Source organism: Nocardioides sp. SYSU D00038 (assembly GCF_016924665.1).
Taxonomy (GTDB): Bacteria; Actinomycetota; Actinomycetes; order Propionibacteriales; family Nocardioidaceae; genus Nocardioides.
This window is the reverse complement of the sequence record NZ_JAFFJT010000024.1, coordinates 124,171-140,280: the sequence shown is the minus strand read 5'-3', so window position 1 is coordinate 140,280 and position 16,110 is coordinate 124,171. Positions and strand designations below refer to the sequence as shown.

Here is a 16,110-nt window from a genome sequence, read left to right as displayed (position 1 = left end):
GTTCCCATCCTCCCATGCAGCGACCACCCGGAGGAAACCGAGGTCCGGCCGGTACCCCGTCGTACGGGGTCGAGCCGTGACGGGTGCTCGCCCCGCGCCGGTTGAGGTGCGAGCGGAGCGAGCCTCGAAAACCCGCACCCGAACGCCGACCCGCGCTGCGCTGGTTGAGGAAGTTGCGCTAGCAACTGTCTCGAAACCCCCGCCGGCCGACCGCCCTCCCGCTCCCACCGGAGGGCTGTCGGCTCACCGGGTCTCGAGGCTCAGGCCTAGCGGCCTTCGCACCTCGACCAGCGCAAGCTGGCGCCCTGCGCTGGTTGAGGTGCGAGCGAAGCGAGCCTCGAAACCCCCGCCGGCCGAACGCCCCCCGGTGGGAACGGGAGGGTTCTCGTCGTACGGGGTCTCGAGGCTCAGGCCTAGCGGCCTTCGCACCTCGACCAGCGCAAGCGCCGGTGGTTGAGGAAGTTGCGCTAGCAACTGTCTCGAAACCCCCGCCGGCCGACCGCCCCCCGGTGGGGACGGAGAGTGTCGGCGTACGGGGTCTCGACGACGCTCGCTGGCGCTCGCTGCTCGACCAGCGGTACGCGCCCGTTCACCCGCCGGCGTGCCGGGCCGCCGGCACGGAGGCGGCGGAGTGAAGGGCGGCGTTCGGCACGTAGACGGCGGCGTGGCGCCGAAGCGGACCTTGGGGAACCGCAGGGCAGAGTCCGGCGACACGGCAACGAGTGCCGAACGACGTCCGGCGCGCAGCGGCCGCAGTGCCCCACCCACGCGCGGCACCCCGCACCCCACATCACCAACAGTCACCCGCCCGCCGGATCACACCGTCCCCCAGTCAGCACTCGCCCGAGCCCCGTTCGCGGAGTCGCCCACTACAGGGAGGGCGTTCGGCTCACCGGGTCTCGACGACGCTCGCTGGCGCTCGCTGCTCGACCACCGGGATGCTCAGCGGCCGCCGAAGGGGACGCCGAGGGCGGTGAGGGCGGCCTCGCCGCCGTCGAGGGCCGTGAGCACCCAGGTGCCGGTGGCGGTCAGCGTGAAGGTGTGCTCGGAGTGGGCGGCCCAGGAGCCGTCGCGGGTGACCACGGTCCAGTCGTCGTCGAGCAGGTCGGTGTGCTTGCCGCCGAGGGTGACCATCGGCTCCACCGCGAGGGCCAGACCCTCCACCAGCCGCGGCCCGCGGCCCGGGCGGCCGACGTTCGGGACGTCGGGGGCCAGGTGCATCTGCGACCCGATGCCGTGGCCGGTGTAGTCCTCGAGGATGCCGTAGTCGCCCTGCGAGCGCACGTGGCTCTCCACGGCGTGGGAGATGTCGGTGACCCGGCCGCCGGGGCGGGCGGCGGCGATCCCGCGCCACATCGCCTCCTCGGTCACCCGCACCAGCTCGGCGACCTCGGGCGGCACCGGACCGACGGTGACGGTGATCGCCGCGTCGCCGTGCCAGCCGTCGACGATCGCGCCGCAGTCGAGCGAGACCACGTCGCCCAGCGCCAGCTCGCGCGAGCCGGGGATGCCGTGGACCACCTCGTCGTTGACCGAGGCGCAGATCGAGGCCGGGAACCCCTGGTAGCCGAGGAACGACGGCGTCGCGCCCCGGCTGCGGATGCTGTCCTCGGCGATCGTGTCGAGCTCGGCCGTGGTGATCCCGGGCCGTACGGCGCCGCGCAGCACCTCGAGCGTCTCGCCGACCACGAGGCCGGCGCGCCGCATCACGTCGACCTGCTCGGGCGACTTGATCTCGACGCCGCGGTCGAGGAAGCCCAACGCCAGGCCTAGCTCTGCGGCAGGTCGTCGAGGGCGGCGAAGATCCGCTGGGTGACCTCGGAGACCTCGCCCATGCCGTCGACCTCGTGGATCAGGCCGCGGTCGCGGTAGACCTCGATCAGCGGCGCGGTCTGGTCGGTGTAGACCTCCTGCCGCCGCCGGATGACGTCCTCGGTGTCGTCGGCGCGACCCTCTACCTGGGCCCGCTGCAGCAGCCGTTGGACGATCTCGTCCTGGTCGACGGTGAGCACCACGACGGCGTCGAGGGCGTGACCGGTGAACTTGATCATCCCGTCGAGCTCCTCGACCTGCGCGAGGGTGCGGGGGTAGCCGTCGAGGAGGAAGCCCGGCTCGGCGTCCGGCTCGTCGATCCGGTTGCGGACCATGAGGTTGGTGACCTCGTCGGGCACGTACTCCCCGGCGTCCATGTAGCGCTGTGCCTCCACGCCGAGCGGCGTGCCCTGGGACACGTTGGCGCGGAAGATGTCCCCGGTCGAGATCGCGGGGATCCCGAAGTGCTCGGCGATGAACTTCGCCTGGGTCCCCTTCCCGGCACCCGGGGGACCCATGATGATCAGCCTCATTTAGCGGAGGAATCCTTCGTAGTTGCGCTGCTGGAGCTGGCTCTCGATCTGCTTCACCGTGTCCAGCGCGACACCCACCATGATGAGGATCGAGGTGCCGCCGAACGGGAAGTTCTGGTTGGCGTTGATGAGCACCAGGGCGATCAGCGGGATGAGCGAGATCAGACCGAGGTACAGCGCGCCCGGCAGCGTGATGCGGGACAGGACGTAGGACAGGTAGTCCTCGGTCGGCTTGCCCGCCCGGATCCCGGGGATGAAGCCGCCGTACTTCTTCATGTTGTCGGCCACCTCTGTGGGGTTGAAGGTGATCGACACGTAGAAGTAGGTGAAGAAGACGATCAGCGCGAAGAAGGTGAGCATGTAGAGCGGGTGGTCGCCGCGGACGAAGTAGTCGTTGATCCAGCGGACCCAACCGGACGTGCTGTTCGCGTTGAACTGGGCCGCCATCGCCGGCAGGTAGAGCAGCGACGAGGCGAAGATGACGGGGATGATGCCGGCCTGGTTGACCTTGAGCGGGATGTAGGTCGAGGAGCCGCCGAACATCTTGCGGCCGACCATCCGGCGGGCGTACTGCACCGGGATCCGGCGCTGCGCCTGCTCGATGAAGATGACGCCGGCGACGATGACGAGGCCGATGGCCAGCACGATCGCGAAGGTCCACCAGCCCTGCTGCTGGCCGACCTGCCACAGCGCGGCCGGGAAGGTCGCGACGACCTGGCAGAAGATCAGGATCGACATGCCGTTGCCGATGCCGCGGTCGGTGATGAGCTCGCCGAGCCACATGATCACCGCGGTGCCGGCGGTCATGGTGACGACCATGACCAGGAAGGTCTGGGTGTTGTTGTCGTGGAGCAGGTCGCGCGTGCAGTTCTGGAGCAGGTTGCCGGAGCGGGCGAGCGCCACGATGCCGGTGGCCTGCAGCAGCGCGAGGCCGAGCGTGAGGTAGCGGGTGTACTGCGTGATCTTCGCCTGGCCCGCCTGGCCCTCCTTCTTCAGCGCCTCGAGCCGCGGGATGACCACGACGAGCAGCTGCAGGATGATGCTGGCGGTGATGTAGGGCATGATCCCGAGCGCGAAGATCGTCAGCTGCAGGAGCGCCCCGCCGGAGAACAGGTTGATCAGGTTGTAGATCCCGCTGTTGTCCACCTGGTCGATGCACTGCTGGACGTTCGAGACGTTGACGCCGGGAGCGGGGATCTGCGAGCCCGCACGGAAGATCACGATGATCCCCAGGACGAACAGCAGCTTCTTGCGCAGGTCCGGGGTGCGGAACGCGTTGGCGAAGGCGCCTAGCACGACAAGATCCTCTTTCTCACAGCTTGATGCAGGGCCCTTGCAGACGACCGGCCAAGAACCTCCGGAAGCCTAACAGGGGTGTGGTGCGGGCAGGGGCGTGGTGCCCGTCCGGGTGCAGAAGGGGCGCGGGCGGGCTGCTGGTCAGTCCCACCGCGCCCCACCCCCCGTGGGCGGGGTGGGTGGGTTGGGGGGGGGGGGGGGCCCCCCGCCCCCCCCCCCCCCCCCCCGCCCCTCCCGACGTGGTCCCGCACGGGTTCCTGGTCGGTCAGACCAGGGTGGTGCTGCCGCCGGCGGCCTCGATCTTCTCCTTGGCCGAGGAGGAGAACGCCTGGGCGCTCACGTCCACCTTGACCGAGATCGAGCCCTGGCCGAGCACCTTGACGGGCTGGTTCTTGCGCACCGCGCCCTTGGCGACCAGGTCGTCGACCGACACCGTGCCGCCCTCGGGGAACAGCTCGTTGATCCGGTCGAGGTTGACGACCTGGAACTCCACCTTGAACGGGTTCCGGAAGCCCTTGAGCTTCGGGAGCCGCATGTGGATCGGCATCTGGCCACCCTCGAAGGCGACCGGGACCTGGTTGCGGGCCTTGGTGCCCTTGGTACCGCGACCGGAGGTCTTGCCCTTCGAGCCCTCACCGCGACCCACGCGGGTCTTGGCGGTCTTGGCACCGGGAGCAGGACGCAGGTTGTGCAGCTTGAGCGTCATGTCACTCCACCTCCTCGACCGTCACGAGGTGACGGACGGTCTGGACCATGCCCCGGATCTCCGGGCGGTCCTCCTTGACGACGGTGTCGCCGATCCGCTTGAGGCCGAGCGAGCGCAGGGTCTCGCGCTGGTTGGCCTTGCAGCCGATCGAGGACTTCTTCTGCTGGACCTTGAGCTGCGCCATCACGACACCTCCGCGGCAGCCGCCGCACCCTCGGCACGCGCCCGGAGCAGGGCCGCCGGAGCGACCTCCTCCACCGTCAGGCCACGCCGAGCGGCCACGGCCTCGGGCTGCTCGAGCATGCGCAGCGCCTCGACGGTCGCGTGCACGATGTTGATCTGGTTGGACGACCCGAGCGACTTGCTCAGGATGTCGTGGATGCCGGCGCACTCGAGGACGGCGCGCACCGGGCCACCCGCGATCACACCGGTACCGGGCGCGGCCGGGCGCAGCATGACCACGCCGGCGGCCTTCTCGCCCTGGACCGGGTGCGGGATGGTGCCCTGGATGCGGGGGACGCGGAAGAATGCCTTCTTCGCCTCCTCGACACCCTTGGCGATCGCCGCGGGCACCTCCTTGGCCTTGCCGTAGCCGACGCCGACCAGGCCGTCACCGTCACCGACGACGACCAGGGCGGTGAAGCTGAAGCGACGTCCACCCTTCACGACCTTGGCCACACGGTTGATCGCAACGACGCGCTCGATGTAGGCGGTCTTGTCGGCGGCCTGGCCACCGCGACGGTCGTCGCGGCCTCGGCGCTCGCCACCCCCGCGCTGTCCGCGCTGGGCTCCGCTCATGACTTTTCCTCTTCTCTCTTCGCGTCTGCGTTCAGAACGTCAGGCCGCCCTCGCGGGCGCCATCGGCAAGGGCCGCGATGCGGCCGTGGTACTTGTTGCCGGCGCGGTCGAAGACCACGCCCTCGACTCCAGCGGCCTTGGCCCGCTCGGCGACGAGCTCGCCGACCTTCTTGGCCTTCTCGGTCTTGTCGCCGGAGACCGCACGCAGGTCGGCCTCCATGGTCGACGCGTACGCGAGGGTCTTGCCGACGAGGTCGTCGACGACCTGGACGGTGATGTGCTTGGCCGACCGGGTGACCACGAGACGCGGACGCTCGGCGGTGCCGGCGACCTTCTTGCGTCCCCGGACCTGACGGCGCAGGCGCGACTTGGTGCGCGCTGCGGTGTGCTTGTTGTTCGACAGTGAGATCGCCATGGTCACTTACCAGCCTTTCCGACCTTGCGGCGGACGTGCTCGCCGGAGTAGCGCACACCCTTGCCCTTGTAGGGCTCGGGCTTGCGCAGCTTCCGGATGTTCGCGGCGACCTCGCCGACGAGCTGCTTGTCGATGCCGACGACGCCGAGCCGGGTGGGACCGTCGACCGTGAAGGTGATGCCCTCCGGCGCGTCGAAGATGATCGGGTGGGAGTAGCCCAGCTGGAACTCCAGCTGGGTCGGGCCCTTGGACAGGACGCGGTAGCCGACGCCCACGATCTCGAGCTTCTTCTCGTAGCCCTCGGTGACGCCGACGACCATGTTGTTGACCAGGGTGCGGGTCAGGCCGTGGAGCGACTTGCTGATCCTGTGGTCGTCGGGGCGCTTGACGTCGAGGACGCCCTCACCCTGCTCGACGACGATCGGCTCGGCCACGGTGTGGCTCAGGGTGCCCTTGGGGCCCTTCACCGTCACCACGGGGCCGTCGATGGCCACGTCGACACCGGACGGGACCGCGACGGGGAGCTTGCCAATGCGCGACATGCTGTTGTTCTCCTATCTCGGTCTCGGGCTACCAGACGTAGGCGAGGACTTCCCCACCCACGCCCTTCTGGTTCGCCTGGCGGTCGGTGAGCAGGCCCTGGCTGGTCGAGATGATCGCGACCCCCAGTCCGCCGAGCACCTTCGGGAGACCCGTGTGCTTGGCGTAGACCCGCAGGCCGGGCTTGCTGATGCGGCGCACGCCGGCGATGGAGCGCTCGCGGTTGCGGCCGTACTTGAGGGTGATGGTCAGCGTCTTGCCGACCTCGCCCTCGGCCGGCTCCGCCACGTCGTAGGACGTGATGTAGCCCTCGGCCTTGAGGATCTCGGCCACGCCCTGCTTGAGCTTGCTGTACGGCATGGTGACCGCGTCGTGGTACGCCTGGTTGGCGTTGCGCAGACGCGTGAGCATGTCTGCGATCGGGTCAGTCATCGTCATTGCGGTTGTTCTCTCTCTTCTGCGGTTTCGCGCCCCTCAGCGGGAACGCGACCTTCAGCGGTCGTGGAACCTGGTGGTCACCAGGAGGACTTGGTGACGCCGGGCAGCTCGCCGCGGTGCGCCATCTCGCGCAGGCAGATCCGGCACAGGCCGAACTTGCGGTAGACGGCCTTGGGGCGGCCGCAGCGCTGGCAGCGGGTGTAGCCCCGCACCGCGAACTTCGGCTTCTTGGCAGCCTTGACCTTGAGCGCAGTCTTCGCCATCTCAGTTCTCCTTGAACGGGAAGCCGAGGTGCTTGAGGAGCGCCCGGCCCTGGTCGTCGTTGGTGGCCGTCGTGACGACCGTGATGTCCATGCCGCGCGACCGGTCGATCTTGTCCTGGTCGATCTCGTGGAACATCACCTGCTCGGTGAGACCGAAGGTGTAGTTGCCGTTGCCGTCGAACTGCTTGGGCGAGAGGCCGCGGAAGTCGCGGATGCGCGGCAGCGCGAGCGACAGCAGCCGGTCGAGGAACTCCCACATCCGGTCGCCGCGCAGCGTGGTGTGCGCACCGATCGGCATGCCCTCGCGCAGCTTGAACTGCGCGATGGACTTGCGGGCCTTGGTCACCAGCGGCTTCTGGCCGGTGATCGCGGTCAGGTCGCGGACGGCGCCCTCGATCAGCTTCGAGTCGCGCGCGGCCTCGCCGACGCCCATGTTGACCACGATCTTGGTCAGGCCGGGCACCTGCATGATGTTGGCGATCTCGAACTCCGAGCGCAGCGCGGGGATGATCTCCTCGCGGTAGCGCGTCTTGAGCCGCGGGGCCGCCGTGGCGGTCTGGGTCTCGGTCATCAGATTTCCTTGCCGGTCTTGCGCGAGATGCGGACGCTGCGCTGGGCCTTGTAGGTCGACCCGTCGGGGCGGCGCTTCGTGACCTCCTCGCGGCGGTAGCCGATCCGGGTGACGCCGTCACCCTCGACCAGCATCACGTTGGAGACGTGGATGGGGGCCTCGGCCGTGACGATGCCGCCGGTGTTGCCGGCGCGACCGCCCTGGTTGACGACCTTGGTGTGCTTCTTCACCCGGTTGACGCCCTCGACGATCACCCGCTGCTCCTCGCGGAGCACCTGGATCACCTTGCCCTCGGCACCCTTGTCCTTGCCGGCGATCACCTTGACGGTGTCGCCCTTCTTGATGCCCACGTGGGGCTTCGACTTCTCGGTCATGGTCACAGGACCTCCGGGGCCAGCGAGATGATCTTCATGAACTTCTTCTCGCGCAGCTCGCGGCCCACGGGGCCGAAGATGCGGGTGCCTCGCGGCTCGCCGTCGGCCTTGAGGATGACGGCGGCGTTCTCGTCGAAGCGGATGTAGGAGCCGTCGGGACGACGACGCTCCTTGACGGTGCGCACGACCACGGCCTTGACGACGTCACCCTTCTTGACGTTGCCACCGGGGATCGCGTCCTTCACGGTGGCAACGATGACGTCGCCGATGCCGGCGTAGCGCCGACCCGAGCCGCCGAGCACGCGGATGCAGAGGATCTCCTTCGCACCGGTGTTGTCGGCGACCTTGAGTCGCGACTCCTGCTGGATCATCAGTTTCTCCTTGTCGAGCCGGTTCTCAGGGCCTCGCGGGCCGTGAGCCTGGTCGAACTGTGGTTGGTCCGGGCGGAACCCGGGTGGGGCTTACTTGGCCTTCTCGAGGATCTCGACGACGCGCCAGCGCTTGGTGGCCGACAGCGGACGGGTCTCCATGAGGAGGACCCGGTCGCCGATGCCGCAGGCGTTCTGCTCGTCGTGCGCCTTGAGCTTGCTCGTGCGGCGCAGCACCTTGCCGTAGAGCGCGTGCTTGACGCGGTCCTCGACGGACACGACCACGGTCTTGTCCATCTTGTCGCTGACCACCAGGCCCTCACGGACCTTGCGGGCGTTGCGCTCGCTCGTCTTCTCCGCCGCGTCGCTCATGCGGCACCATCCTCGTCCTCGTTCGTCGCGCCCGGGGCGGTCCGGATGCCGAGCTCGCGCTCGCGCACCACGGTGTAGATCCGGGCGATGTCCTTCTTGACCGTGCGGAGCCGGCCGTGGCTCTCGAGCTGACCCGTCGCGGCCTGGAAGCGCAGGTTGAACAGCTCCTCCTTGGCCTCGCGGAGCCGCGCCTCGAGGTCGACCTCGTTCAGCTCGTCGAGCTCGTTCGCCTTGATGCCGTTGGCCATCAGAACTCACCTGCCTCACGGGTGATGAAGCGGCACTTCATCGGGAGCTTGTGGATCGCCCGGCGCATGGCCTCGCGGGCGACGTCCTCGGTCACACCGGAGAGCTCGAACATCACCCGACCGGGCTTGACGTTCGCGACCCACCACTCCGGCGAGCCCTTGCCGGAGCCCATGCGGGTCTCGGCGGGCTTCTTGGTCAGCGGGCGGTCGGGGTAGATGTTGATCCACACCTTGCCGCCACGCTTGATGTGACGGGTCATGGCGATACGCGCCGACTCGATCTGCCGGTTGGTCACGTAGTGACCCTCGATCGCCTGGATGCCGAAGTCGCCGAAGGCGAGCTTCGTGCCTCCCTTGGCAGCACCGGTCCGCTTGGGGTGGTGCTGCTTGCGGTGCTTGACACGACGGGGCATCAGCATGGGTCAGCCCTCCTGGGTCTCTGCCGGGGTGGTGGCCTGGGCGGTGTCGCCGCCGGCCGGAGCCTCGGTCACGGCCGGGGCGCCGTCGCCGGCGCGGTCGCCGCGGTCGGCACGCGTCGGGCGCGAGCCGCGGCTCGGCCGCTCGCCGCCGCGCTCGCCACCACGCTGGGGGCGACCGCCGCGACCGGGGACGCCGGCGCGCGCGGCGGCCTGGGCCTGGCGCTCGGCACGGGTGCCGGCGACCTCGCCCTTGTAGATCCAGACCTTCACGCCGATCCGGCCGAAGGTCGTGCGGGCCTCGTAGAAGCCGTAGTCGATGTCGGCGCGCAGGGTGTGCAGGGGCACGCGGCCCTCGCGGTAGAACTCGGTGCGCGACATCTCGGCACCGTTGAGGCGACCCGAGCACTGGATCCGGATGCCCTTGGCACCGGAGCGCATCGTGGTCTGCATCGCCTTGCGCATCGCCCGGCGGAACTGCACGCGGCCGGAGAGCTGCTCGGCGACGCCCTGGGCGACCAGCTGGGCGTCGACCTCGGGGTTCTTGACCTCGAGGATGTTCAGCTGGACCTGCTTGCCGGTGAGCTTCTCCAGCTCGCCGCGGATCCGGTCGGCCTCGGCGCCACGGCGACCGATGACGATGCCCGGACGGGCGGTGTGAATGTCGACGCGCACGCGGTCACGGGTGCGCTCGATCTCCACCTTGGCGATGCCGGCCCGCTCCATGCCCTTGGAGAGCAGCTTGCGGATCGCGACGTCCTCGCCGACGTAGGACTTGTACAGCTTGTCGGCGTACCAGCGGGACTTGTGGTCCGTGCTGATGCCGAGGCGGAAGCCGTTCGGGTTGATCTTCTGGCCCATCAGGCACTCTTTCCGTTCTTCCGGGTCGCCTTCTTCGCGGCCGCGACGGCTGCGGGCTGGACGACCAGGGTGATGTGGCTCGTGCGCTTGTTGATCCGCGTGGCGCGGCCCTGGGCGCGCGGACGCCACCGCTTCATCGTCGGACCCTCGTCGACCATGGCGACCGACACGACCAGGTCGTTGCGGTCGAGGCCCTCGGTGGTCTCGGCGTTGGCGACGGCGCTCTCGAGGACCTTGTAGACGGTCTCGGACGCCGCCTGCGGGGCGAACTGCAGGAGCGAGAGAGCCTCGTCCACGGGCAGGCCGCGGACCAGGTCGACGACCCGGCGGGCCTTCAGCGGCGTGATCCGCGTGAAGCGCGCGCTCGCGAACGCGCCCGGCTCCTCGCCGAGCAGCGACTCACGGCGGGCGCTGATGCGCTGGCGCTCGGTGGTGCTCATCGACGGCGTCCCTTCCGGTCTTCCTTGACGTGCCCGCGGTAGGTGCGGGTCGGGGCGAACTCGCCCAGCTTGTGACCGACCATCGAGTCGGTGACGAACACGGGGACGTGCTTGCGGCCGTCGTGCACGGCGATCGTGTGACCGATCATGTCCGGCACGATCATCGAGCGGCGCGACCACGTCTTGATGACGTTGTGGCTGCCCTTCTCGTTCTCGGCGTCCACCTTCTTCTGGAGGTGGTCGTCGATGAAGGGGCCCTTCTTCAGGCTGCGAGGCATCTCAGTTACTTCCTACCCTTGCCGGACTTGCGACGACGGATGATCTGGGAGTCGCTCGCCTTGCGCTTGCGGGTGCGACCCTCGGGCTTGCCCCAGGGCGAGACCGGGTGGCGACCACCGGACGTCTTGCCCTCACCACCACCGTGCGGGTGGTCGACCGGGTTCATGACGACACCGCGGACGGTCGGGCGCTTGCCCTTCCAGCGCATCCGGCCGGCCTTGCCCCAGTTGATGTTGGACTGCTCGGCGTTGCCGACCTCACCGACGGTGGCGCGGCAGCGCACGTCGACGAAGCGCATCTCGCCCGAGGGCATGCGCAGCGTCGCGCGGGAGCCCTCGCGGGCGACCAGCTGGGCGCTGTTGCCGGCGGACCGGGCGATCTTGGCACCGCCGCCGGGCCGCAGCTCGACGCAGTGGATCGTCGTGCCGACGGGGATGTTGCGCAGCGGCAGGTTGTTGCCCGGCTTGATGTCGGCGTTGGGGCCCGACTCGACCGGCGTCCCCTGCGTCAGGTCCTTCGGCGCGATGATGTAGCGCTTCTCGCCGTCGACGTAGTGCAGGAGCGCGATGCGCGCGGTGCGGTTGGGGTCGTACTCGATGTGAGCGACCTTGGCCGGCACCCCGTCCTTGTCGTAGCGACGGAAGTCGATGACGCGGTAGGCCCGCTTGTGACCGCCACCCTGGTGCCGGGTGGTGATCCGGCCCTGGTTGTTGCGGCCGCCCTTCTTGGGCAGCGGACGCGTCAGCGACTTCTCCGGGGTGGTCCGGGTGATCTCGACGAAGTCGGCCACCGAGGAGCCACGACGGCCCGGGGTGGTCGGCTTGTACTTGCGGATAGCCATGTCTGTTCCCTCTCAGAGACCGGTCAGGAGACCGGGCCCCCGAAGATGTCGATGCGGTGGCCCTCGGCGAGGCTGACGATCGCGCGCTTGGTGTCCTTGCGCTTGCCCAGGCCGTTGCGCGTGCGGCGCGTCTTGCCCTGGCGGTTGAGCGTGTTGACGGAGGTGACCTTGACGTTGAACACCTTCTCGACCGCGATCTTGATCTCGGTCTTGTTCGCCTCCGGGTGCACCAGGAAGGTGTACTTGTTGGCGTCGAGGAGGCCGTAGCTCTTCTCCGACACCACCGGCGCGATCAGGATGTCGCGGTGGTCCTTGTGCAGGGTGCTCACTTGTCGTCCTCCTTCTCACCGGCGCGCGTGAAGCCAGCGGCCTCGGCGTCCTCGGCGGACTTGAACCAGAACTCCGCGACCGTGGCGTCGTACCACTGGCCGTCGGGCTCGTGGTAGAGACCCGAGTCGGCGTTGCCCTTGATCTCGTAGCCCTTGGGGTTCTTGCCGCTCTTCAGCGGCGCCTTGGCGCCCTTCGGCAGCGGCTTCTCCTCGACCTCGGCGGTCTCGGTGGCCGGCTCGGCGGCGGGAGCCTCGGCGGCGAACGCCGTGGGCTCGGCGACCGCGTCGTCGGCCGGGGCCGTGGTGACGGTGGCCGGGCGGGCGGAGGCCTTGGCCGAGCCGCTCACGAACGCGTCGTAGGCACCCTGGGTGAAGACCACGTCGTCGGCGGCCAGCACGTCGTAGGTGTTGAGCTGGTCGACGGCCACGATGTGCACCTGCGGCGCGTTGCGCAGCGAGAGCCAGGTGACGGTGTCGGTGCGCTCGAGGACGACGAGGAACCGCTTGCGGTCGCTCAGCGAGGCGAGGCCGGCGAGCGCCGTCCGGGTGGACGGGGTGTCGCCGAGCCCGAAGCTCTCGACCACGTGGATGCGCTCGTTGCGGGCCCGGTCGCTGAGGGCACCGCGGAGGGCGGCGGCCTTCATCTTCTTGGGGGTCCGCTGGTCGTAGCTGCGCGGCTGCGGGCCGTGGACGACGCCACCACCGGCGAACTGCGGCGCGCGGGTCGAGCCCTGGCGGGCCCGGCCGGTGCCCTTCTGCTTGTAGGGCTTGCGGCCACCGCCGCGGACCTCGCCGCGGGTCTTGGTGGCGTGCGTGCCCTGGCGGGCGGCGGCCTGCTGGGCCACCACGACCTGGTGGATCAGCGGCACGTTCACCTTCGCGTCGAAGATCTCCGCGGGGAGGTCGACGGCGACGGTCTTGACACTGGACTGGGCAGCCATGCTCAGGCCTCCTGAGTCTTCTTGGCGGCCGAGCGCAGGACCACGAGACCGCCGCGGGGGCCGGGGATGGCGCCCTTCACGAGGATCAGGCCCTTCTCGGCGTCGACGGCGTGCACGGTGAGGTTCTGGGTGGTCACGGTGTCCGTGCCCATCCGGCCCGCCATGCGGACGCCCTTGAACACGCGGCCCGGCGTGGCGCAGGCGCCGATCGAACCGGGCTTGCGGTGGTTGCGGTGGGCACCGTGGGAGGCGGACACGCCGGCGAAGCCGTGGCGCTTCATGACACCGGCGAAGCCCTTGCCCTTGCTGGTGCCGGTCACGTCGATCTCCTCGCCGGCGGCGAAGGTGTCGACGGCGAGCTCCTGGCCCACGGTGTACGACGCCGCGTCGGCGGTGCGGATCTCGGCCAGGTGGCGGCGCGGGGTGACCTCGGCCTTGCTGAACTGGCCGGCGCGCGGCTTGTTCACCTTCCGGCCGTCGATCTCGCCGAACCCGACCTGGATGGCGTTGTAGCCGTCGACCTCGGGCTTGCGGACCTGGGTGACCACGTTGGTGCCGGCGGCGACGACGGTCACGGGGACGATGCGGTTGTTCTCGTCCCAGAGCTGGGTCATGCCGAGCTTGGTGCCCAGCAGGCCCTTCACGTTGCGTTCGATGGTCATCTCGTCAACCTCAGAGCTTGATCTCGATGTCGACACCGGCCGGCAGGTCGAGCCGCATGAGCGAGTCGACGGTCTTCGGCGTCGGGTCGATGATGTCGATGAGTCGCTTGTGGGTGCGCATCTCGAAGTGCTCGCGCGAGTCCTTGTACTTGTGGGGCGAGCGGATGACGCAGTACACGTTCTTCTCGGTCGGCAGCGGCACGGGGCCGGCGACGCGAGCACCCGTGCGGGTGACGGTGTCCACGATCTTGCGTGCCGAGGTGTCGATCACCTCGTGGTCATAGGCCTTGAGCCTGATGCGGATCTTCTGTCCCGCCATAGGTCTCTCTCGTCCTTCTCGTCGTACCGCGTGTCGGGGACGTCCTCCGGCTGAGTCGGTCCCGCCCTGCTGCTGACCCCCCTCGAGCGACCCCCGCGGTCGGGCGTGTCGCGCTGACTTCCGTGCGCGACACAGGACCTGGATCCTGCTCTTTGTTGGGTGGCGCCCGACGGTTCGTCGGGCCGATCGGGTCTCCCTCTCCCCCTGACGGAGGAGTACGGTGCAGCGCACACGCCGACCACCGAGGACTCGGTCCGAGGAGCTCGGACCAGGAGACGCGATTCAGTAGTCAAGATGTGGTGCACCTCGGCAGTCCCGCCGAAGCAACCGGAACAGTTTGGCAGAGATCGGCGCACGCGCCAAATCCGGCGGATGACGCCTCCCCGCCCCGTGGGCTAGGGTCTCTCACCATGCAAAACGAGAACACGTTCTATTTTGCTGCCGGGGGCGGCCCGCCGGCGCCGGTGGTCGTCTGGGGCACCGGCAACATGGGTCGCGCCGCGATCCGCGCGGTCGCCGCGCACCCCGGGCTGCGCCTGGCCGGCGTGCTGGTGCACGACCCCGCCAAGGCGGGCCGCGACGCTGCCGACCTCGCCGGTCTCGACGCGCCGCTCGGGGTCGCGGCGACCACCGACGTCGACGCCGCCCTCGCGCTGGCCGCTGGCGGTGCGGTCGCCTACACGGCGTCCGGCGACGTGCGGCCCGACGACGCCGTGCGCGACCTGGAGCGGTGCCTGCGCGCCGGGGCGAGCGTGGTGACCCCCTCGGTCTACGCGCTCTACGACCCGCGCAGCGCGCCCACCGCGCTGCGCGACCCGCTGCTCGACGCCGCCCGTGCGGGCGGCGCCTCTCTCTTCGTCAGCGGCATCGACCCCGGCTGGGGCAACGACCTGCTGCCGGTGCTGGTCGGCTCGCTGGCCGGCACCGTCGAGCAGGTGCGCTGCCTGGAGGTGTTCGACTACTCCACCTACGACGCCCCCGGCTCGGTGCGCGACCTGGTCGGCATGGGGCACCCCATGGACTACGACCCCCCGATGGTGCTGCCCGGCGTCCCGTCGATGGTGTGGGGCGGGCAGGTGCGGCTGGTGGCCCGCGCGCTCGGCGTCGAGCTCGACGAGGTGCGCGAGACGCTGGAGCGTCGTCCGCTGGAGCACGACGTCACCAACGCGATGGGGCTCTTCGAGGCAGGCACCCAGGGTGCCCTGCGCTTCGAGGTGCAGGGCGTGGTGGACGGCGAGCCGGTGATCGTCGTCGAGCACGTGACCCGGATCGCCCCCGACGTGGCGCCCGACTGGCCCACGCCGCCCGACGGCGGCGCCGGCGCCCACCAGGTCGTGATCGAGGGCCGGCCCCGGATCGTGGTCAACGTGGAGGCCACCGACGAGGGCGGCAACCGCGCCGCCGGGGGCAACGCCACCGCCGCCAACCGGCTGGTCAACGCCGTCCCGTGGCTGCTCGCCGCGGAGCCGGGCCTCTACGACGGGCTCGACGTACCCCTCTCTCCCCCCGTGGGCCGCATCGGAAGGACCAGCGCATGATCATCGACATCCCCGAGGGCGCCGACCCCATCGTCCACGTCTGGGGCTCGATGGTCCCCGGCATCGGCCCGGCGGCCGCGGCGTTCGCCCAGAGCGTCTACGAGCACACCACGCTGGGGCTGCGCGAGTTCGAGGCGGCCCGGCTGCGGATCGCGCAGCTCAACGGGTGCCTGTTCTGCCAGGACTGGCGCACCGAGCGCGACGGCGTCAAGGTCGAGGACGGCTTCGACGACGCGGTCAAGGGCTGGCGCACCACCCAGGCCTTCGACGAGCGCACCCGGCTGGCCGCCGAGTACGCCGAGCGCTACGCGCTCGACCACCACGGCCTCGACGACGGGTTCTGGACCCGGATGAAGACCCACTACTCCGACCGCGAGATCGTCGAGCTGTCGATGTGCCTGGGCTCGTGGATCGCGTTCGGCCGGCTCAACCGGGTGCTCGGCCTCGACACCGCCTGCGTGCTGCCCTCCCACCTCAGCCGGCGCTGAGCCCCTCGCCGAACCCGGCGCGCCGGACACCTCGGCGACCCTCGGTGCCGCTCCGCCGGACCTGACAGGATGGGCGGCGCCGGGACCCGCCCGGTCGTGTCGGTCGAAGGGACGAGGATGTCCGACCCTGGAGGAGGGGCCTTCCCGCCCCCCGGGAGCCAGCCGCCTCCGCCCGGCCCCCCGGCCTACCCGCCGCCCGGCCACGTGGCCCCACCCACGCACCAGCCGGCGCCCCCGCCCGGGTGGGCCGCCCCCGCGGCGT

Annotated in this window: 26 protein-coding genes; 2 read left to right on the top strand and 24 right to left on the bottom strand. The window is 69.9% G+C overall.

Features of this window, described 5'->3' with window-relative positions:
* Positions 1-942: 942 nt before the first annotated feature.
* From map to rpsJ, 24 genes are all read right to left on the bottom strand, one after another.
* The gene (gene map / locus JT721_RS14365; RefSeq protein ID WP_205473927.1) at positions 943-1,761 is read right to left on the bottom strand and encodes a type I methionyl aminopeptidase; all 819 of its coding nucleotides are present in this window, start codon (positions 1,759-1,761) and stop codon (positions 943-945) included.
* 8 nt (positions 1,762-1,769) lie between these two features.
* The gene (locus JT721_RS14360) at positions 1,770-2,345 is read right to left on the bottom strand and encodes an adenylate kinase (RefSeq protein ID WP_205473926.1); all 576 of its coding nucleotides are present in this window, start codon (positions 2,343-2,345) and stop codon (positions 1,770-1,772) included.
* On the bottom strand, positions 2,346-3,641 hold the full coding sequence (gene secY, locus JT721_RS14355; protein ID WP_205473925.1) for a preprotein translocase subunit SecY: 1,296 nt from the start codon (positions 3,639-3,641) through the stop codon (positions 2,346-2,348).
* A gap of 265 nt (positions 3,642-3,906) precedes the next feature.
* Positions 3,907-4,347, bottom strand: coding sequence for a 50S ribosomal protein L15 (rplO, locus tag JT721_RS14350; protein ID WP_205473924.1), 441 nt, complete (start codon positions 4,345-4,347; stop codon positions 3,907-3,909).
* Position 4,348: 1 nt separating this feature from the next.
* Complete coding sequence (gene rpmD / locus JT721_RS14345) at positions 4,349-4,531, bottom strand: 50S ribosomal protein L30 (RefSeq protein ID WP_205473923.1); 183 nt, start codon at positions 4,529-4,531, stop codon at positions 4,349-4,351.
* Positions 4,531-5,145, bottom strand: coding sequence for a 30S ribosomal protein S5 (gene rpsE / locus JT721_RS14340; protein ID WP_205473922.1), 615 nt, complete (start codon positions 5,143-5,145; stop codon positions 4,531-4,533). The genes rpmD and rpsE overlap by 1 nt, the downstream gene beginning before the upstream one ends.
* 31 nt (positions 5,146-5,176) lie before the next feature.
* Complete coding sequence (gene rplR / locus JT721_RS14335; RefSeq protein WP_205473921.1) at positions 5,177-5,560, bottom strand: 50S ribosomal protein L18; 384 nt, start codon at positions 5,558-5,560, stop codon at positions 5,177-5,179.
* A 2-nt stretch (positions 5,561-5,562) separates the two neighbouring features.
* Complete coding sequence (gene rplF, locus JT721_RS14330) at positions 5,563-6,102, bottom strand: 50S ribosomal protein L6 (protein WP_205473920.1); 540 nt, start codon at positions 6,100-6,102, stop codon at positions 5,563-5,565.
* Between the two features lie 28 nt (positions 6,103-6,130).
* Complete coding sequence (gene rpsH, locus JT721_RS14325; protein ID WP_205473919.1) at positions 6,131-6,538, bottom strand: 30S ribosomal protein S8; 408 nt, start codon at positions 6,536-6,538, stop codon at positions 6,131-6,133.
* Positions 6,539-6,615: 77 nt separating this feature from the next.
* Complete coding sequence (locus JT721_RS14320; protein WP_090849746.1) at positions 6,616-6,801, bottom strand: type Z 30S ribosomal protein S14; 186 nt, start codon at positions 6,799-6,801, stop codon at positions 6,616-6,618.
* A gap of 1 nt (position 6,802) precedes the next feature.
* Positions 6,803-7,372 (bottom strand): 50S ribosomal protein L5, encoded by a 570-nt coding sequence (gene rplE / locus JT721_RS14315; RefSeq protein WP_205473918.1) that lies wholly within the window; start codon positions 7,370-7,372, stop codon positions 6,803-6,805.
* Entirely contained in the window at positions 7,372-7,722 is a 351-nt protein-coding gene (gene rplX / locus JT721_RS14310) for a 50S ribosomal protein L24 (RefSeq protein ID WP_205474011.1), read from the bottom strand. Before rplX ends, rplE begins: the two co-directional genes overlap by 1 nt.
* Before the next feature lie 26 nt (positions 7,723-7,748).
* On the bottom strand, positions 7,749-8,117 hold the full coding sequence (gene rplN / locus JT721_RS14305; RefSeq protein WP_205473917.1) for a 50S ribosomal protein L14: 369 nt from the start codon (positions 8,115-8,117) through the stop codon (positions 7,749-7,751).
* Between the two features lie 90 nt (positions 8,118-8,207).
* The gene (gene rpsQ, locus JT721_RS14300; protein ID WP_205473916.1) at positions 8,208-8,486 is read right to left on the bottom strand and encodes a 30S ribosomal protein S17; all 279 of its coding nucleotides are present in this window, start codon (positions 8,484-8,486) and stop codon (positions 8,208-8,210) included.
* Positions 8,483-8,734 (bottom strand): 50S ribosomal protein L29, encoded by a 252-nt coding sequence (gene rpmC, locus JT721_RS14295; protein ID WP_205473915.1) that lies wholly within the window; start codon positions 8,732-8,734, stop codon positions 8,483-8,485. The genes rpsQ and rpmC overlap by 4 nt, the downstream gene beginning before the upstream one ends.
* Positions 8,734-9,153, bottom strand: coding sequence for a 50S ribosomal protein L16 (gene rplP / locus JT721_RS14290; RefSeq protein ID WP_205473914.1), 420 nt, complete (start codon positions 9,151-9,153; stop codon positions 8,734-8,736). Before rplP ends, rpmC begins: the two co-directional genes overlap by 1 nt.
* Before the next feature lie 3 nt (positions 9,154-9,156).
* The gene (gene rpsC / locus JT721_RS14285; RefSeq protein WP_205473913.1) at positions 9,157-10,011 is read right to left on the bottom strand and encodes a 30S ribosomal protein S3; all 855 of its coding nucleotides are present in this window, start codon (positions 10,009-10,011) and stop codon (positions 9,157-9,159) included.
* The gene (rplV, locus tag JT721_RS14280) at positions 10,011-10,451 is read right to left on the bottom strand and encodes a 50S ribosomal protein L22 (protein ID WP_205473912.1); all 441 of its coding nucleotides are present in this window, start codon (positions 10,449-10,451) and stop codon (positions 10,011-10,013) included. The genes rpsC and rplV overlap by 1 nt, the downstream gene beginning before the upstream one ends.
* Positions 10,448-10,729 (bottom strand): 30S ribosomal protein S19, encoded by a 282-nt coding sequence (gene rpsS / locus JT721_RS14275; protein WP_056599671.1) that lies wholly within the window; start codon positions 10,727-10,729, stop codon positions 10,448-10,450. The genes rplV and rpsS overlap by 4 nt, the downstream gene beginning before the upstream one ends.
* A gap of 5 nt (positions 10,730-10,734) precedes the next feature.
* Positions 10,735-11,571, bottom strand: coding sequence for a 50S ribosomal protein L2 (gene rplB / locus JT721_RS14270; RefSeq protein WP_205473911.1), 837 nt, complete (start codon positions 11,569-11,571; stop codon positions 10,735-10,737).
* A 23-nt stretch (positions 11,572-11,594) separates the two neighbouring features.
* Entirely contained in the window at positions 11,595-11,900 is a 306-nt protein-coding gene (gene rplW / locus JT721_RS14265; protein WP_205473910.1) for a 50S ribosomal protein L23, read from the bottom strand.
* Positions 11,897-12,841: a 50S ribosomal protein L4 gene (gene rplD, locus JT721_RS14260; RefSeq protein ID WP_205473909.1), complete on the bottom strand. Its 945-nt coding sequence runs from the start codon at positions 12,839-12,841 to the stop codon at positions 11,897-11,899. The genes rplW and rplD overlap by 4 nt, the downstream gene beginning before the upstream one ends.
* 2 nt (positions 12,842-12,843) lie before the next feature.
* Positions 12,844-13,503, bottom strand: coding sequence for a 50S ribosomal protein L3 (gene rplC, locus JT721_RS14255; protein ID WP_205473908.1), 660 nt, complete (start codon positions 13,501-13,503; stop codon positions 12,844-12,846).
* Positions 13,504-13,513: 10 nt separating this feature from the next.
* Positions 13,514-13,822 (bottom strand): 30S ribosomal protein S10, encoded by a 309-nt coding sequence (gene rpsJ, locus JT721_RS14250; RefSeq protein WP_139977667.1) that lies wholly within the window; start codon positions 13,820-13,822, stop codon positions 13,514-13,516.
* Between the two features lie 410 nt (positions 13,823-14,232).
* On the opposite strand from rpsJ, the gene JT721_RS14245 reads away from it, so the two are divergent.
* Together JT721_RS14245 and JT721_RS14240 are read left to right on the top strand one after the other, a co-directional pair.
* Entirely contained in the window at positions 14,233-15,360 is a 1,128-nt protein-coding gene (locus tag JT721_RS14245; protein WP_205473907.1) for a dihydrodipicolinate reductase, read from the top strand.
* Entirely contained in the window at positions 15,357-15,848 is a 492-nt protein-coding gene (locus JT721_RS14240) for a carboxymuconolactone decarboxylase family protein (RefSeq protein WP_205473906.1), read from the top strand. Before JT721_RS14245 ends, JT721_RS14240 begins: the two co-directional genes overlap by 4 nt.
* Positions 15,849-16,110 lie beyond the last annotated feature (262 nt).

Bases quoted from the DNA above. Each gene is read 5' to 3' on its own strand.
- JT721_RS14360 (WP_205473926.1), bottom strand. From the start codon at position 2,345: ATGAGGCTGATCATCATGGGTCCCCCGGGTGCCGGGAAGGGGACCCAG.
- rplO (WP_205473924.1), bottom strand. From the start codon at position 4,347: ATGACGCTCAAGCTGCACAACCTGCGTCCTGCTCCCGGTGCCAAGACC.
- rpmD (WP_205473923.1), bottom strand. From the start codon at position 4,531: ATGGCGCAGCTCAAGGTCCAGCAGAAGAAGTCCTCGATCGGCTGCAAG.
- rpsE (WP_205473922.1), bottom strand. From the start codon at position 5,145: ATGAGCGGAGCCCAGCGCGGACAGCGCGGGGGTGGCGAGCGCCGAGGC.
- rplR (WP_205473921.1), bottom strand. From the start codon at position 5,560: ATGGCGATCTCACTGTCGAACAACAAGCACACCGCAGCGCGCACCAAG.
- rplF (WP_205473920.1), bottom strand. From the start codon at position 6,102: ATGTCGCGCATTGGCAAGCTCCCCGTCGCGGTCCCGTCCGGTGTCGAC.
- rpsH (WP_205473919.1), bottom strand. From the start codon at position 6,538: ATGACGATGACTGACCCGATCGCAGACATGCTCACGCGTCTGCGCAAC.
- JT721_RS14320 (WP_090849746.1), bottom strand. From the start codon at position 6,801: ATGGCGAAGACTGCGCTCAAGGTCAAGGCTGCCAAGAAGCCGAAGTTC.
- rplE (WP_205473918.1), bottom strand. From the start codon at position 7,372: ATGACCGAGACCCAGACCGCCACGGCGGCCCCGCGGCTCAAGACGCGC.
- rplN (WP_205473917.1), bottom strand. From the start codon at position 8,117: ATGATCCAGCAGGAGTCGCGACTCAAGGTCGCCGACAACACCGGTGCG.
- rpsQ (WP_205473916.1), bottom strand. From the start codon at position 8,486: ATGAGCGACGCGGCGGAGAAGACGAGCGAGCGCAACGCCCGCAAGGTC.
- rpmC (WP_205473915.1), bottom strand. From the start codon at position 8,734: ATGGCCAACGGCATCAAGGCGAACGAGCTCGACGAGCTGAACGAGGTC.
- rplP (WP_205473914.1), bottom strand. From the start codon at position 9,153: ATGCTGATGCCCCGTCGTGTCAAGCACCGCAAGCAGCACCACCCCAAG.
- rpsC (WP_205473913.1), bottom strand. From the start codon at position 10,011: ATGGGCCAGAAGATCAACCCGAACGGCTTCCGCCTCGGCATCAGCACG.
- rplV (WP_205473912.1), bottom strand. From the start codon at position 10,451: ATGAGCACCACCGAGCGCCAGCGCATCAGCGCCCGCCGTGAGTCGCTG.
- rpsS (WP_056599671.1), bottom strand. From the start codon at position 10,729: ATGCCTCGCAGCCTGAAGAAGGGCCCCTTCATCGACGACCACCTCCAG.
- rplB (WP_205473911.1), bottom strand. From the start codon at position 11,571: ATGGCTATCCGCAAGTACAAGCCGACCACCCCGGGCCGTCGTGGCTCC.
- rplD (WP_205473909.1), bottom strand. From the start codon at position 12,841: ATGGCTGCCCAGTCCAGTGTCAAGACCGTCGCCGTCGACCTCCCCGCG.
- rplC (WP_205473908.1), bottom strand. From the start codon at position 13,503: ATGACCATCGAACGCAACGTGAAGGGCCTGCTGGGCACCAAGCTCGGC.
- rpsJ (WP_139977667.1), bottom strand. From the start codon at position 13,822: ATGGCGGGACAGAAGATCCGCATCAGGCTCAAGGCCTATGACCACGAG.
- JT721_RS14245 (WP_205473907.1), top strand. From the start codon at position 14,233: ATGCAAAACGAGAACACGTTCTATTTTGCTGCCGGGGGCGGCCCGCCG.
- JT721_RS14240 (WP_205473906.1), top strand. From the start codon at position 15,357: ATGATCATCGACATCCCCGAGGGCGCCGACCCCATCGTCCACGTCTGG.